The 15358-nt window shown below is 60.2% G+C and carries 12 protein-coding genes; 8 read left to right on the top strand and 4 right to left on the bottom strand.

Annotation, left to right across the window (positions count from 1 at the left end):
* Nucleotides 1–14: 14 nt before the first annotated feature.
* From KUF73_RS25100 to gatC, 4 genes are all read right to left on the bottom strand, one after another.
* Nucleotides 15–386 (bottom strand): septal ring lytic transglycosylase RlpA family protein, encoded by a 372-nt coding sequence (locus KUF73_RS25100; RefSeq protein ID WP_218440694.1) that lies wholly within the window; start codon nucleotides 384–386, stop codon nucleotides 15–17.
* 191 nt (nucleotides 387–577) lie between these two features.
* Nucleotides 578–2023 (bottom strand): Asp-tRNA(Asn)/Glu-tRNA(Gln) amidotransferase subunit GatB, encoded by a 1446-nt coding sequence (gene gatB, locus KUF73_RS25095; protein ID WP_218440693.1) that lies wholly within the window; start codon nucleotides 2021–2023, stop codon nucleotides 578–580.
* Nucleotides 2024–2033: 10 nt separating this feature from the next.
* Nucleotides 2034–3485, bottom strand: coding sequence for an Asp-tRNA(Asn)/Glu-tRNA(Gln) amidotransferase subunit GatA (gatA, locus tag KUF73_RS25090; protein ID WP_218440692.1), 1452 nt, complete (start codon nucleotides 3483–3485; stop codon nucleotides 2034–2036).
* Between the two features lie 16 nt (nucleotides 3486–3501).
* Nucleotides 3502–3789, bottom strand: coding sequence for an Asp-tRNA(Asn)/Glu-tRNA(Gln) amidotransferase subunit GatC (gene gatC, locus KUF73_RS25085; protein ID WP_007901429.1), 288 nt, complete (start codon nucleotides 3787–3789; stop codon nucleotides 3502–3504).
* A gap of 211 nt (nucleotides 3790–4000) precedes the next feature.
* On the opposite strand from gatC, the gene mreB reads away from it, so the two are divergent.
* The 8 genes from mreB (at nucleotide 4001) to tldD (ending at nucleotide 15310) form a co-directional block, all read left to right on the top strand.
* Nucleotides 4001–5038, top strand: a complete 1038-nt coding sequence (mreB, locus tag KUF73_RS25080) for a rod shape-determining protein MreB (protein ID WP_002555108.1) — start codon at nucleotides 4001–4003, stop codon at nucleotides 5036–5038.
* 143 nt (nucleotides 5039–5181) lie between these two features.
* Complete coding sequence (gene mreC / locus KUF73_RS25075; protein ID WP_218440784.1) at nucleotides 5182–6339, top strand: rod shape-determining protein MreC; 1158 nt, start codon at nucleotides 5182–5184, stop codon at nucleotides 6337–6339.
* Nucleotides 6339–6830 carry a rod shape-determining protein MreD gene (gene mreD / locus KUF73_RS25070; protein WP_218440691.1) on the top strand — a complete coding sequence of 164 codons (492 nt, stop codon included), beginning with the start codon at nucleotides 6339–6341 and terminating at the stop codon, nucleotides 6828–6830. The genes mreC and mreD overlap by 1 nt, the downstream gene beginning before the upstream one ends.
* 32 nt (nucleotides 6831–6862) lie before the next feature.
* On the top strand, nucleotides 6863–7459 hold the full coding sequence (locus tag KUF73_RS25065) for a nucleoside triphosphate pyrophosphatase (RefSeq protein ID WP_218440690.1): 597 nt from the start codon (nucleotides 6863–6865) through the stop codon (nucleotides 7457–7459).
* A gap of 57 nt (nucleotides 7460–7516) precedes the next feature.
* A complete protein-coding gene (rng, locus tag KUF73_RS25060) occupies nucleotides 7517–8974 on the top strand; it encodes a ribonuclease G (RefSeq protein WP_149418143.1) in 1458 nt (485 codons plus the stop codon).
* A gap of 76 nt (nucleotides 8975–9050) precedes the next feature.
* Entirely contained in the window at nucleotides 9051–12854 is a 3804-nt protein-coding gene (locus KUF73_RS25055) for a YhdP family protein (protein ID WP_218440689.1), read from the top strand.
* A gap of 146 nt (nucleotides 12855–13000) precedes the next feature.
* Complete coding sequence (locus KUF73_RS25050; protein ID WP_218440688.1) at nucleotides 13001–13855, top strand: carbon-nitrogen hydrolase family protein; 855 nt, start codon at nucleotides 13001–13003, stop codon at nucleotides 13853–13855.
* 12 nt (nucleotides 13856–13867) lie between these two features.
* On the top strand, nucleotides 13868–15310 hold the full coding sequence (gene tldD, locus KUF73_RS25045; protein ID WP_218440687.1) for a metalloprotease TldD: 1443 nt from the start codon (nucleotides 13868–13870) through the stop codon (nucleotides 15308–15310).
* Nucleotides 15311–15358: the final 48 nt, after the last annotated feature.

Raw genomic sequence — 15358 nt, 5'->3', positions numbered from 1 at the left:
CGGGGCTCCATCTGTCAGTCGAGGGCTTGCACGCGAACCCGTGCGGTACCGGCCTTGAGCATGCCCAAGCGTTCGGCGGCCTCATGGGACAGATCGATCAGGCGTCCGCGGGTGTGTGGCCCTCGGTCGTTGATGCGCACGACGCAGGATTTGTCGTTGTTCAGATTGGTGACCTTCACCCGCGTGCCGAATGGCAACTGGCGATGGGCGGCGGTCAGGGAATTCTTGTCGAAACGTTCACCGCTGGCGGTGCGTTTCCCTTGGTGTTTGGCGCCGTAGTACGAGGCCATGCCGGTTTTGTCGTAGCCGTGTGGATCGACAGTTTCATTGCTGGCGCAACCGGCAAGCAACGAGAGCAGGGCGCAGGTGCCGAGTAGACGTTTCATTTGAAAGGCTCCCCAAAAAGTTGTGGCGAGGGAGCTTGCTCCCGCTCGGCCGCGAAGCGGTCGCAAAATCAGACAACGCATTTTTACTAAATTCATGCGGTTGCCGATTTGGGTCTGTTTCACAGACCAGCGGGAGCAAGCTCCCTCGCCACAGGGAATGGAGCCAGTTTTGAATGCTGGCTCCATTCTCATCAGCCTTCGAGCTTGCTTTTCAGCAATTCGTTGACCTGTTGCGGGTTGGCCTTGCCTTTGGACGCTTTCATTGCCTGGCCGACGAAGAAGCCGAACATTTTGCCGCGTTTGGCTTCGTCTGCCGCGCGGTATTGCTCGACCTGCTCGGCGTTGGCCGCGAGCATTTCGTCCAGCACCGCCGAAATGGCGCCGGTGTCGGTCACTTGCTTGAGGCCGCGCTTGTCGATGATCTCGTCTGCGCTGCCTTCGCCGTTGGCCATGCCTTCAAAGACCACCTTGGCGATCTTGCCGGAGATGGTGTTGTCCTTGATGCGCAGCAACATGCCGCCCAGTTGCTCGGCCGAGACCGGCGACTGGTCGATGTCCAGGCCTTGTTTGTTCAACAGGCTGCCCAGTTCAACCATCACCCAGTTGGCCGCCAGCTTAGCGTCGCCGCTGATGCTCACGACTTTCTCGAAGTAATCGGCTTGCTCACGGCTGGTGGCCAGCACGCTGGCGTCGTAGACCGACAGACCGAACTGCTCTTGGAAACGCTCACGTTTCTGCGGCGGCAATTCCGGCAGGGTGGCGCGCACGTCGTCGAGGAACGAGCCCTCGATGACCACCGGCAGCAGGTCCGGATCAGGGAAGTAACGGTAGTCGTTGGCTTCCTCTTTGCTGCGCATCGGACGGGTTTCGTCCTTGTTCGGATCGTACAGGCGGGTCTGCTGGATTACCTTGCCGCCGTCTTCGATCAGCTCGATCTGGCGCTGGATTTCGCTGTTGATCGCCTTCTCGATGAAACGGAACGAGTTGACGTTCTTGATCTCGCAGCGAGTACCGAACTCAACCTGGCCTTTCGGACGGATCGACACGTTGCAGTCGCAACGCAGCGAGCCTTCGGCCATGTTGCCGTCGCAAATGCCCAGGTAACGCACCAGCGCGTGGATCGCCTTGACGTAAGCCACGGCTTCCTTGGCGCTGCGCATGTCCGGCTCGGAAACGATCTCCAGCAACGGCGTGCCGGCGCGGTTCAGGTCGATACCGGTGGCACCGTTGAACTCTTCGTGCAGGCTCTTGCCGGCGTCTTCTTCCAGGTGCGCACGGGTGATGCCGACACGTTTGACGGTGCCGTCTTCCAGCGCGATGTCCAGGTGGCCCTTGCCGACGATCGGCAATTCCATCTGGCTGATCTGGTAGCCCTTGGGCAGGTCCGGGTAGAAGTAGTTTTTGCGGGCGAACACGTTGTGCTGACCGATCTCGGCGTCAATCGCCAGACCGAACATCACCGCCATGCGCACCGCTTCCTGGTTCAGCACCGGCAATACGCCGGGCATGCCCAGGTCGATCAGGCTGGCCTGGGTGTTCGGCTCGGAACCGAAGGTGGTGGAGCTACCGGAAAAGATTTTCGACCGGGTGGTGAGCTGGGTATGAATCTCCAGCCCGATCACGACTTCCCATTGCATGTGTTTCTCCTCAGAAGCCGGTTGGGGTGCGGGTGTGCCATTCAGTGTTCAACTGATACTGATGGGCAACGTTCAACAGGCGACCTTCCTGGAAATACGGAGCGAGCAATTGCACGCCGACCGGCAGGCCGTCGACGAAACCTGCGGGCATGGACAAGCCCGGCAGACCGGCGAGGTTGGCGGTGATGGTGTAGACGTCTTCCAGGTAGGCAGCGACCGGGTCGCTGTTCTTGGCGCCAAGCTTCCAGGCCGGGTTCGGTGTGGTCGGGCCGAGGATGATGTCGACCTCATTGAAGGCGGCCATGAAGTCGTTCTTCACCAGGCGACGAATCTTCTGTGCCTTCAAGTAGTAGGCGTCGTAGTAGCCTGCGGACAGCGCGTAAGCGCCGACCATGATCCGGCGCTGCACTTCCGGGCCGAAACCTTCGCCACGGGAGCGCTTGTACAGGTCGATCAGGTTGACCGGGTTTTCACAGCGGTGGCCGAAACGCACACCGTCGAAACGCGACAGGTTGGACGACGCTTCTGCCGGAGCGATCACGTAGTACGCAGGGATCGCGTGCTGCATGTTCGGCAGGCTGATTTCCTTGATCACGGCACCGAGCTTTTCCAGCTCTTTGACGCTGTTGTGGATCAGCTCGGCGATACGCGGGTCGAGGCCGGCGCTGAAATACTCTTTAGGCACGCCAATGCGCAGGCCTTTCAGCGAGTCGTTGAGGCTGGCGCTGTAATCAGGCACGGGCTCATCGATGCTGGTGGAGTCTTTGGTGTCGAAGCCGGCCATGCCTTGCAGCAGGATTGCGCAGTCTTCGGCCGTGCGTGCCAACGGCCCGCCCTGATCGAGGCTCGACGCGTAAGCGATCATGCCCCAGCGCGAAACGCGACCGTACGTCGGTTTCAGGCCTGTCAGGTTGGTAAATGCAGCGGGCTGACGAATAGAGCCGCCGGTGTCGGTTGCCGTGGCAGCCGGCAATAGACGAGCGGCAACGGCGGCGGCCGAGCCACCGGACGAACCGCCGGGCACGTGTTCCAGGTTCCACGGGTTTTTCACCGCGCCGTAGTAGCTCGATTCGTTGGCCGAGCCCATGGCGAACTCGTCCATGTTGGTCTTGCCCAGGGTCACGGCACCGGCAGCGGCCAGTTTGGCGACGACGGTGGCGTCGTACGGTGCTTTAAAATTGTCGAGCATCTTCGAGCCGCAGCTGGTGCGGACGCCCTGGGTGCAGAACAGGTCTTTGTGGGCAATCGGCGCGCCGAGCAGGGCACCGCTCTCACCATTGGCGCGGCGTGCGTCAGCGGCTTTCGCCTGCTGCAGCGCCAGGTCTTCGGTGAGGCTGATGAAACTGTTGAGCTGTGGATCGAGCTGGGCGATACGCGCCAGCAGGACTTTGGTCAGCTCTTCGGAAGAAAACTTTTTATCGGCGAGTCCGCGGGCGATCTCGGCCAGAGTCAATTGATGCATTGCAGGCTCTTTCCCTTTAGTCGATGACTTTCGGAACCAGGTACAGGCCGTTTTCGACCGCTGGTGCGATGGACTGGTAAGCCTCGCGGTGATTGGTCTCGGTCACGACGTCTGCGCGCAGGCGCTGACTGGCTTCCAGTGGGTGGGCGAGCGGCTCGATACCGTCGGTATTGACCGCCTGCATTTCGTCGACCAGCCCGAGAATACTGTTGAGGGCCGAAGTGATATGTGGAAGATCGGCATCATTGAGGCCAAGACAGGCCAGATGAGCGATTTTTTCCACGTCGGAGCGTTCAAGCGCCATTGGGATTCTCCAGTGGAAAACAGAACGGACGGCGTCCGTGTGTTAGATTGTCGGAACACTACCGCACTTCTACGGTCATAAGGCCGCGATTGTGGGGCTTGGTGCACAGAAAAGCGGCCAATTTAACATATTGGTGCCTTGCCCAAAATCCCTGTCGTTGTTAGAGTTTGCCGCACTTTTTTACCCACGCGTTGCCTAGGGTCCCTTTCCCATGTTCAAGAAACTGCGTGGCATGTTTTCCAGCGATCTTTCCATTGACCTGGGCACTGCCAACACCCTTATTTACGTGCGCGAGCGCGGTATCGTCCTGAATGAGCCCTCCGTTGTGGCTATTCGGACACACGGTAACCAAAAAAGTGTCGTCGCTGTCGGCACCGAAGCGAAGCGCATGTTGGGCCGAACGCCGGGCAACATTGCTGCCATTCGTCCGATGAAGGACGGCGTAATTGCCGACTTCAGTGTCTGCGAAAAGATGCTGCAGTACTTTATCAACAAGGTTCACGAAAACAGCTTCCTGCAGCCTAGCCCTCGTGTGCTGATCTGCGTTCCGTGCAAATCCACCCAGGTTGAGCGTCGTGCCATCCGTGAATCGGCCCTCGGTGCCGGTGCCCGTGAAGTGTTCCTGATCGAAGAGCCAATGGCTGCTGCGATCGGTGCCGGCCTGCCGGTAGAAGAAGCGCGCGGTTCGATGGTCGTGGATATCGGTGGTGGTACCACTGAAATCGCGCTGATCTCGCTGAACGGTGTGGTTTACGCCGAATCCGTACGGGTGGGCGGCGACCGCTTCGACGAAGCGATCATCACCTATGTGCGTCGCAACTACGGCAGCCTGATCGGCGAGTCGACTGCAGAGCGCATCAAACAGGAAATCGGTACTGCCTACCCGGGCGGCGAAGTGCGTGAAGTCGACGTTCGTGGTCGTAACCTGGCTGAAGGCGTTCCACGCGCATTCACCCTGAACTCCAACGAAGTGCTTGAGGCTCTGCAAGAGTCGCTGGCAACCATCGTTCAGGCCGTGAAGAGTGCTCTGGAGCAATCGCCTCCGGAACTGGCTTCCGATATCGCCGAGCGTGGTCTGGTCCTGACCGGTGGTGGCGCCTTGCTGCGTGACCTCGACAAGTTGCTGGCCCAGGAAACCGGTCTGCCGGTGATCGTTGCCGAAGATCCGCTGACCTGCGTCGCTCGCGGCGGTGGCCGTGCATTGGAAATGATGGATAAACACACCATGGATCTGCTCTCCAGCGAATAAGTCGCCGGATTGCCTCTATGCTGTTGAGCGCGCAGGCGGCACTTTGCAGTGCTGCCTGTTCGCGTTTATCTTCTGTCAGTCTGCATCCAGGCCGGTTTGATGCCGTATGAGTAAAGAGAACATTTGCCTGGGAGGAGCGGCTTATTAAACCGCTTTTCTCCAAGGGTCCCTCGCTGGGCGTGCGCTTGTTGGTGCTGGTCGTGCTTTCGATCGCGCTGATGGTGGTCGATGCCCGCTTCACACTGCTCAAGCCAGTGCGTAGCCAGATGTCGCTGGTGCTGATGCAGTCTTACTGGATCACCGACCTGCCGCAGCGGCTATGGCAAGGTGTGGCCAGCCAATTTGGCAGCCGGACCGAGCTCGTCGCCGAAAACGAAAAACTCAAGACTGAAAACCTGCTGTTGCAGGGTCGCATGCAAAAGCTTGCCGCCCTGACCGAGCAGAACGTTCGGTTGCGCGAGTTGCTCAACTCTTCGGCACTGGTCAACGAGAAGGTCGAAGTGGCCGAGTTGATCGGCATGGACCCCAACCCCTTTACCCATCGCATTATCATCAACAAAGGTGAGCGCGACGGCGTAGTCCTCGGTCAGCCGGTGCTTGATGCGCGCGGCCTGATGGGCCAAGTGGTCGAGTTGATGCCGTACACCTCCCGCGTGCTGCTGCTGACCGATACGACCCACAGCATTCCCGTGCAGGTCAACCGCAACGGTCTGCGGGCAATTGCCAGCGGCACCGGCAACCCGGAGCGTCTGGAACTGCGTCACGTGGCCGATACCGCTGACATCAAGGAAGGCGATCTGCTGGTCAGCTCCGGTCTTGGCCAGCGCTTCCCGGCGGGTTACCCGGTGGCGACGGTCAAGGAAGTGATTCACGATTCCGGCCAGCCGTTCGCCATCGTTCGCGCCGTGCCGACCGCCGCATTGAACCGTAGCCGTTACTTGCTGCTGGTGTTCAGCGACACCCGGACTCCGGAAGAACGTGCCAACGACGCGGCCCAGGCTCAAGAGTCTCTGGATGCGCAGGGCGGTGGGCCGATCATTCCGGCAACCGTGCCGAAACCGGCTGGCGTACCCGCTGCCGTTACGGCTCCGGCTGCTCCGGTGGCCCCCGCGACGCCAGTGGCTGCACCCGCCGCCACTCCGGCCAAACCGGGTGCCAAGCATCCGGCGGCCAAGCCGCCAGCGAATGTCCCTACCACTGCACCGGCAACCGCTAAACCCCCGGCGACCCAACCGGCTGTCGTCAAGCCAGCTGTCAAACCGCCCGTCTCCGCGCCGGCCACCACTGGGAGGCAAGAATAATGGTGGGTGTCAAAGCTTCCCGTAATGGCTGGATCGTCTGGCTGACGTTCGCCATCGGCCTGCTGCTCAGCGTTTCTCCGCTGCCGCAATTCATGGAAATTCTTCGCCCGCTGTGGCTGGCCTTGCTGCTGGCGTTCTGGGCGCTGACCCTGCCGCAGAAAGTCGGGATGGTCACCGCGTGGTGCCTGGGCCTGGCAGAAGACGTGCTGTATGGCACGTTGCTGGGCCAGAACGCGTTGATTCTGACGCTGATCACCTACCTGGTGCTGGCGCTGCAACAGCGCCTGCGAATGTTCCCGATGTGGCAACAGAGCCTGGTGATCCTGGTGATATTCGGCCTCGCGCAGCTTGTGCAGCTGTGGCTCAGCGCCTTGACCGGCAATCGCCAGCCAACGCTGGCCCTGGTGCTTCCGGCACTGGTCAGCGCCTTGCTCTGGCCATGGATCAGCTACGGTTTGCGCGGATTGCGTCGACGCTACAAAATCAATTAATTCGCTCAGCCATTAGACAGGGAGAGGTCTTGATGAAACTGCTTTACCTCGCCTCAGGTTCGCCGCGTCGGCGTGAACTGCTCACGCAGATCGGCGTACCGTTTTCCGCCATCAGTGCGGACATCGATGAAACCCCGCTATCCCACGAATCCCCTTCGGCCTATGTCGAGCGTCTGGCACGCGGCAAGGCTGCGGCTGGGCGTGATGTTGTGGTGTCCGATGTTCCGTTCTGCGTCCTGGGTGCAGATACCGCCGTGGTGCTTGACGGAAAAATTCTCGGCAAGCCAGTGGATGAAGCTGATGCGTGCGCCATGCTCAAGATGTTGTCCGGGTGTGAACATGACGTCCTGACGGCCATTGCGCTGCTCGACGGCGAGCGCTGTGAGTCGCGGGTGGTGCGCAGCGTGGTGCGTTTTCGCCCCATCGGTAGCGATGAAGCGGCGGCCTATTGGGCCAGTGGCGAGCCGCGGGACAAGGCGGGTGGTTATGGAATTCAAGGACTGGGTGCGGTGTTTGTCGCCGGGCTCAATGGAAGTTACTCGGCGGTGGTTGGACTGCCGCTGTGCGAAACCGCAGAACTGCTCGGCCATTTCGGCATACCCTGTTGGCAAACCCATAACGCGCGTTAAGCGTCGTACTGACCCAATGCGGCCATTATCGTGAACATGCCTGAACGAGACCCTGCCATGAGTGAAGAGATCCTGATCAACATCACGCCGATGGAATCGCGCGTGGCGGTGGTTGAAAACGGTGTCCTGCAAGAGGTTCATGTCGAGCGCACGCAAAAGCGCGGGATCGTCGGCAACATCTATAAAGGCAAGGTCGTGCGGGTATTGCCCGGCATGCAGGCCGCTTTCGTTGACATCGGCCTCGATCGCGCCGCGTTCATTCATGCATCGGAAATCTCCCTGCGCGAAGGCCCGACGGTCGAGAGCATCAGCTCACTGGTTCATGAAGGCCAGAGCCTGGTGGTGCAAGTCACCAAGGACCCGATCGGCTCCAAAGGCGCGCGGCTGACGACTCAGCTGTCGATCCCCTCGCGTTATCTGGTGTACATGCCGCGCACGGCTCATGTCGGCATTTCGCTGAAGATCGAAGACGAAGCCGAGCGCGAGCGTCTCAAGCAAGTGGTCACTGATTGCGTCGCCAAAGAGGGCATCAAGGAGGCGGGCGGTTTTATCCTGCGTACCGCGGCCGAAGGTGCCGGGGCCGACGAAATCCTCATGGACATCCGCTACCTGCGCCGTCTCTGGGACCAGATCAACGAGCAAATCAAAACCATCAGCGCACCGAGCGTGATCTACGAAGACCTTGGCCTGGCGTTGCGGACATTGCGCGACCTGGTGAGCCCGAAGATTGAGAAGATCCGCATAGACTCGCGGGAAACCTTTCAGAAAACCACGCAGTTCGTCGCCGAACTGATGCCGGAAATCGCTGATCGTCTTGAGCACTATCCTGGCGAACGGCCGATTTTTGACCTGTACGGCGTCGAAGACGAAATCCAGAAAGCGCTGGAACGCAAAGTCCCGCTGAAGTCCGGCGGTTATCTGGTGGTCGATCCGGCGGAAGCCATGAGCACCATCGACGTCAATACCGGGGCCTTCGTCGGTCATCGCAATCTCGAAGAAACCATCTTCAAGACCAACCTCGAAGCCGCGACCGCCATCGCTCGCCAGCTGCGCCTGCGCAACCTGGGCGGGATCATCATCATCGACTTCATCGACATGGAAGATGAAGAGCATCAGCGTCAGGTGCTGCGCACGCTCGAAAAGCAACTGGAGCGCGATCACGCCAAGACCAACATCATCGGCATCACCGAGCTGGGCCTGGTGCAGATGACTCGCAAGCGCACCCGCGAAAGTCTCGAACAAGTGCTGTGCGAGCCGTGCAGCAGTTGCCAGGGCCGGGGCAAGTTGAAGACTCCTGAAACCGTTTGCTACGAAATCTTCCGCGAAATCCTCCGCGAGGCTCGCGCCTATCAGGCGGAAGGCTATCGTGTATTGGCGAACCAGAAAGTCGTGGACCGTTTGCTCGATGAAGAATCAGGCAATGTCGCCGAGCTTGAAGGGTTTATCGGGCGCACCATTCGGTTCCAGGTTGAAACCATGTATTCCCAGGAACAATACGACGTGGTGTTGCTCTGAATCGCTGCGTTTTAATTTTTCCTGAACGGCTGGCCTCAGCTTTTTGCAAAAACTTTTGCCATGGGAGCCAACCGACATGGAGCGTCTGACACGCATTTTGGCCGCACTGACCCGCTGGGGTCTGGGCCTGTGCGCGTTGGCTTTGGTATTGATGGCGTTGTACGTCAGCCTAGGCCGGGAACTGGTGCCACTGGTGGCCGAATACCGCGGCGAAGTCGAGACCCGGGCCAGCGACGCGCTGGGCATGCAGCTGCAGATTGGCGAACTAAAAGGTACCTGGAGCGGCTTCGCGCCTGTGTTGTCGGCTCACGATGTAACAGTCGGCGAGGGCGCCAATGCCCTGCACCTGGAAAAGGTTCAGGCGGTACCGGATGTTTGGGAGAGCCTGCTTGCGCGTGAAGTGCGCATCGCCCATCTGGAGCTCAATGGCCTGAAGATCAGCCTCAGGGAAGGCGAGGATGGTCACTGGGCGCTGGAAGGCTTGCCCGTAAAGGAAGATCAGCCTGTCGATCCGGAGCAATTGCTCAATCGCATGCAAATGATCCAGCAATTGTCGGTACTCGACAGCCAGATCACCTTGCAGCCGTTTGCAGAGCCGCCTCTGACCCTGACCTACGTCGGCCTGAATCTGAGAACCGGTACCGCTCGTCAGCGACTCGATGCTCGATTGACCCTGCCCGATGGGCAGCCGCTGGCCTTGAGCCTGCGCACTCGAATTCGTGCCAGCCAGTGGAAGGACGGCGAAGCCGATGTTTATGTCAGCCTGCCGCAAAGCGACTGGTCGAAATGGTTGCCCGAACGCCTGACCCGACAATGGAATTTTTCCGAGTTCAAGGCCGGCGGCGAGCTGTGGGCGACGTGGGGCCAGGGTGCCCTGCAAAGAGCTGCGGTGCGTTTGAATGCGCCGCAACTCAAGGGGGCCTACGCCGAACGCAAGCCCGTCCAGATCAACAATCTGGCGCTGAACGGCTATTTTCAACGCAGCGCCGAGGGCATGCTGGTCACGGTGGATTCGCTGGCCATGAATCTCGGCGAGACTCGCTGGGAGTCACACCTGCAGCTCAAGCAGCTCGCGGCCACCGACAAGTCGGAGGAAGTCTGGCATCTGCAAGCCGACCGCCTGGACCTCACTCCGCTCACGCCCTTGCTCAATGCCTTGGCGCCGTTGCCCGAAGGCGTTGCTACGGTAGTTGAGCGGCTCAAGGTTATCGGCGGGCTGCGCAATGTGCTGATCGATATGCGGCCCAATGCCACTGACGACAGCAGGTTCAGCTTTGCCGCCAACCTTGACCGGGTCGGCTTTGATGCCTATCACGGCGCTCCGGCGGCACGTAACGTCACAGGTAGCATCAGCGGCGATCTGGGGCACGGCGAATTGCGCATGGACAGCAAGGATTTCATGCTGCACCTGGACCCGATTTTCGCCAAGCCATGGCAATACATTCAGGCCAACGCAACGTTGACCTGGAAGCTGGATAAAGATGGCTTCACCCTGATCGCGCCGTACCTGAAGGTGTTGGGCGAGGAAGGCAAGATTGCCGGTGACTTCCTGATCCGCCTGCATTTCGACCATACCCAGGAAGATTACATGGACCTGCGGGTTGGCATGGTGGACGGTGACGGTCGTTACACCGCCAAGTACCTGCCTGCCGTCCTTAGCCCCGCGCTGGACGAATGGTTGCGTACGGCAATTCTCAAAGGTGCAGTGGATCAAGGTTTTTTCCAGTACCAAGGCTCGCTGAACCACGGTGCCGAAGACACCGCCCGTAGCATCAGCCTGTTTTTCAAAGTGCACGATGCCGAGCTGGCGTTCCAGCCGGGCTGGCCGCATGTCAGCAAGGTCACGGGGGATGTATTTGTCGAAGACAGTGGCGTGAGGATTCTGGCGAGCAAAGGGCAGTTGCTCGATACCCAGGTCAGCGACATTTACGTCAATATCCCCCACGTTCCGGATGGGAAGAGCAGCCACCTGTTTCTCGACGGTGGGTTTTCCGGCGGGTTGGGCGATGGCTTGAAAATTCTTCAGGAAGCACCGATCGGCACCGCCGAGAGCTTCGCGCGCTGGGAAGGTGAAGGCGACCTGCAAGGCAAACTCAAGCTGGATATTCCGTTGGTCAAAGGCGAACAACCGAAAATTCTGGTCGACTTCAAGACCGCCAAGGCCCGCCTCAAACTGCCCGAGCCGCCGCTGGAACTGACCCAGCTCAAAGGCGATTTCCGCTTTGACAGCACAAAAGGGCTGAGTGGGCAGAACATCACCGCACGCGCATTCGACAAACCGGTGACTGCGCAAATTTTCGCCGATGGTCGCGAGGGCAAACTCAATACCCGGGTGACTGCCTCAGGGCAGGTCGAGGTTAAGAAACTCACTGACTGGCTAAGCGTTACCCAACCGTTGCCCGTGAGCGGTGTTATCCCCTACCAACTGCAACTAACCCTGAACGGTGCGGACAGCCAGCTGGCGGTCAGCTCCAATCTCAAAGGCGTGGCGGTCGATTTGCCAGCACCCTTCGGCATGCCTGCGGATGTGGGCCGTGACACCACTTTCCGCATGACTCTCCAAGGACCGGAGCGACGCTACTGGGTGAACTACGGCGAACTGGCCAACTTCACCTTTGCCGCGCCGACCGGCAATTTTTCCGAAGGTCGCGGTGAGCTGTTCCTGGGTAATGGCAATGCCGTGTTACCCGAAGCCAAAGGCCTGCGGGTGCGCGGCGTGCTATCGGAACTGGATGTCGGCCCGTGGCAGGATCTGGTGAGCAAGTATGCCGGGCAAGATCCGGGTGGCAGTGCCAAGCAATTGCTCAGCGGTGCGGATTTCAAGGTCGGCAAGCTCACCGCGCTCGGTACGACTCTGGATCAGGCATCGGTGCTGTTGACGCGCAAACCGGCCAACTGGGCCTTGCAGCTCGATAGCCAGCAGGTCAAGGGCACTGCCAGCATTCCCGACGCGAAAGCCGCGCCGATGGTGATCAACCTGCAATACGTGCGTCTGCCCGCACCTGATCCAACGGTTCTTGCCGACGAAAACTCACCTGACCCACTGGCCTCGGTCGATCCGACCAAGATCCCCGCGCTGGATATCACCATCAACCAGTTGTTCCAGGGCAATGACCTGGTGGGCGCCTGGTCGCTGAAGATTCGGCCGACCGCGAAGGGCATCGCTCTCAATTCGTTGGACATGGGCCTCAAGGGCATTCTGTTGCAGGGCAGTGGCGGCTGGGAAGGTGCGCCCGGAGCTAGCACCAGTTGGTACAAGGGGCGGATTAGCGGCAAGAACCTCGCGGATGTGCTCAAGGGCTGGGGCTTTGCGCCGAGCGTCACCAGTAAGGATTTCAAAATGGACGTCGATGGGCGCTGGCCCGGTTCACCAGCGTGGCTGGCCACCAAGCGCTTCTCCGGCACCCTTGATGCGACACTCAATGAAGGCCAGATGGTCGAGGTTGAGGGCAGTGCTCAGGCATTGCGGGTGTTTGGCCTGCTTAACTTCAACTCGATTGGCCGCAGGCTTCGCCTCGACTTCTCCGATCTGTTCGGCAAAGGCCTGAGCTATGACCGGGTCAAGGGGCTTTTAGTGGCGACCAACGGTGTGTATGTGACCCGCGAGCCGATCCGCCTGACCGGCCCGTCGAGCACCATAGAACTCGATGGCACCTTGAACATGGTGGCCGATCAAATCGATGCAAAATTGCTGGTCACCTTGCCGGTGACCAACAACCTGCCGATTGCCGCGCTGATAGTCGGTGCGCCCGCCATCGGTGGCGCGCTGTTCCTGATCGACAAGTTGATCGGTGACCGCGTGTCCCGTTTTGCCAGCGTCAAGTACACCGTCAAAGGGCCGTGGAAAGAACCGATAATCACCTTCGACAAGCCTTTTTGAAAAACCATCCTTGCGGCCTATGGAGTAGCATGGCCGTGTAGGAGCTGCCGCAGGCTGCGATCTTTTGATCTTGAAAAACGAATATCAAAAGATCGCAGCCTGCGGCAGCTCCTACAGGCAAATGTAATTTCAATAAGGAAAAGGCCATGTCTGTAGCGGTGATTCAAATGGTCAGTCAGAGCGACGTGCTGGCCAACCTGACCCAGGCGCGTCGCCTGCTTGAGCAAGCGGCCGCCGCTGGCGCGAAGCTTGCCGTGCTGCCGGAAAATTTCGCCGCCATGGGCCGACGCGACATTGCCGACATCGGCCGCGCCGAGGCGTTGGGCGACGGCCCGATTCTGCCTTGGTTGAAACAGACCGCACGCGACCTCAAGTTATGGATAGTGGCCGGCACGTTGCCGCTGCCACCGGTGGATCAACCGACGGCCAAGGTGCATGCCTGCTCGTTGCTGGTCGATGATCAGGGCGAAACGGTGGCGCGGTACGACAAACTGCACCTGTTCGACGTGGATGTTGCGGACAATCGCGGCCGTTATCGCGAATCGGATGACTATGCTTATGGCAGCGGAGTTGTGGTGGCGGACACACCGGTTGGGCGAGTCGGCCTGACGGTCTGTTATGACCTGCGTTTCCCGGAGCTATACAGCGAATTACGTGCTGCCGGGGCGGAGTTGATTACCGCGCCGTCAGCCTTTACTGCGGTGACCGGTGCCGCGCACTGGGATGTGCTGATACGCGCGCGAGCCATCGAGACTCAGTGTTACGTGCTCGCCGCCGCTCAGGGTGGAACGCATCCGGGGCCACGAGAAACCTGGGGCCATGCCGCCATCATCGACCCGTGGGGGCGTGTGCTGGCGCAACAGGATCAAGGCGAGGCCGTGCTGCTGGCCGACCGTGACAGCAGTGAACAGGCGTCCATCCGGGCGCGGATGCCGGTATCCGGTCACCGGCGATTTTTCTCGCAGGGCGCACAGCGACCTGCATCAGAACGACGAATTTAAGGCGTAAAGCATATGAGCGAGTTGTTGTCCTCAGTCAGTGAACACCTCCTGGCGCCCGGCGGCGTAACGATCGAGAGCCTGCAAGGTGTGCTCGGCGATCTGGCCGGCCCGGGTATCGATGCCGCCGACCTGTACTTCCAAGGGCAGATTTCCGAGTCCTGGGCGCTGGAAGACGGCATCGTCAAGGAAGGTAGCTTTAACCTCGACCAGGGTGTGGGCGTGCGGGCGCAATCGGGTGAGAAAACCGGTTTTGCCTACAGCAACGCAATCACTCTGGAAGCCCTGGGCGCGGCGGCGCGTGCCGCCCGTTCGATCTCCCGTGCGGGTCAGAACGGCACCGTGCAGGCGTTCACCACCCAGGATGTCGCACAGTTGTACGGTCCGGACAATCCTCTGGAAGTGCTGACCCGTGCCGAGAAAGTCGACTTGCTCAAGCGTGTCGATGCCGCGACCCGAGCGCTCGATTCACGTATCCAGCAAGTTACCGTGAGCATGGCTGGCGTCTGGGAGCGGATTCTGGTGGCGTCCACCGACGGCGGTCTGGCGGCGGATGTGCGGCCGCTGGTGCGTTTCAATGTCAGCGTGATCGTCGAGCAGAACGGTCGTCGCGAGCGCGGTGGACATGGCGGTGGCGGTCGTACCGATTACCGCTATTTCCTCGGCGAAGATCGAGCGATGAGCTATGCCCGTGAAGCGCTGCGTCAGGCGCTGGTCAACCTCGAAGCCATCCCGGCGCCGGCCGGTACGTTGCCGGTGGTGTTGGGTTCCGGTTGGTCCGGTGTGCTGCTGCACGAAGCGGTTGGCCACGGTCTGGAAGGTGACTTCAACCGCAAGGGCAGTTCGGCCTACAGCGGGCGCATGGGCGAGATGGTCGCGTCGAAGCTGTGCACGATTGTCGATGACGGCACCCTGGCCGGTCGCCGTGGCTCGCTGAGCGTCGACGACGAAGGTACGCCGACCGAGTGCACCACACTGATCGAAAACGGCGTCCTCAAAGGTTACATGCAGGACAAACTCAACGCCCGCCTGATGGGTGTGGCGCGTACCGGGAACGGTCGTCGTGAGTCCTACGCGCACCTGCCGATGCCGCGCATGACCAACACTTACATGCTGGCGGGCGAGAGCGATCCTGCAGAAATCATTGCCTCGGTGAAGCGCGGCATCTACTGCGCCAACCTTGGCGGCGGTCAGGTGGATATCACCAGCGGCAAGTTCGTGTTCTCCACCAGTGAGGCGTACCTGATCGAAGACGGCAAGATTACCGCACCGGTCAAAGGCGCGACCTTGATCGGCAACGGGCCGGAAGCCATGAGCAAAGTGTCGATGGTCGGTAACGATCTGTCACTGGACAGCGGCGTGGGGACGTGTGGCAAGGATGGGCAGTCGGTGCCGGTGGGTGTCGGCCAGCCAACGCTGAAGATTGATGCGATCACCGTGGGTGGCACGGGGTCGTAAGGAAATACATGTAGGAGCTGCCGCAGGCTGCGATCTTTTGATCNTGTC

Origin of the sequence: Pseudomonas sp. PD9R (assembly GCF_019200975.1) — a bacterium.
GTDB lineage: Bacteria > Pseudomonadota > Gammaproteobacteria > Pseudomonadales > Pseudomonadaceae > Aquipseudomonas.
This window is presented reverse-complemented; position numbering and strand designations above follow the sequence as displayed.

Excerpts from the sequence above, each read along its gene's own strand:
- KUF73_RS25100 (WP_218440694.1), bottom strand. The coding sequence starts at position 386 with ATGAAACGTCTACTCGGCACCTGCGCCCTGCTCTCGTTGCTTGCCGGT.
- gatB (WP_218440693.1), bottom strand. The coding sequence starts at position 2,023 with ATGCAATGGGAAGTCGTGATCGGGCTGGAGATTCATACCCAGCTCACC.
- gatA (WP_218440692.1), bottom strand. The coding sequence starts at position 3,485 with ATGCATCAATTGACTCTGGCCGAGATCGCCCGCGGACTCGCCGATAAA.
- gatC (WP_007901429.1), bottom strand. The coding sequence starts at position 3,789 with ATGGCGCTTGAACGCTCCGACGTGGAAAAAATCGCTCATCTGGCCTGT.
- mreB (WP_002555108.1), top strand. The coding sequence starts at position 4,001 with ATGTTCAAGAAACTGCGTGGCATGTTTTCCAGCGATCTTTCCATTGAC.
- mreD (WP_218440691.1), top strand. The coding sequence starts at position 6,339 with ATGGTGGGTGTCAAAGCTTCCCGTAATGGCTGGATCGTCTGGCTGACG.
- KUF73_RS25065 (WP_218440690.1), top strand. The coding sequence starts at position 6,863 with ATGAAACTGCTTTACCTCGCCTCAGGTTCGCCGCGTCGGCGTGAACTG.
- rng (WP_149418143.1), top strand. The coding sequence starts at position 7,517 with ATGAGTGAAGAGATCCTGATCAACATCACGCCGATGGAATCGCGCGTG.
- KUF73_RS25055 (WP_218440689.1), top strand. The coding sequence starts at position 9,051 with ATGGAGCGTCTGACACGCATTTTGGCCGCACTGACCCGCTGGGGTCTG.
- KUF73_RS25050 (WP_218440688.1), top strand. The coding sequence starts at position 13,001 with ATGTCTGTAGCGGTGATTCAAATGGTCAGTCAGAGCGACGTGCTGGCC.
- tldD (WP_218440687.1), top strand. The coding sequence starts at position 13,868 with ATGAGCGAGTTGTTGTCCTCAGTCAGTGAACACCTCCTGGCGCCCGGC.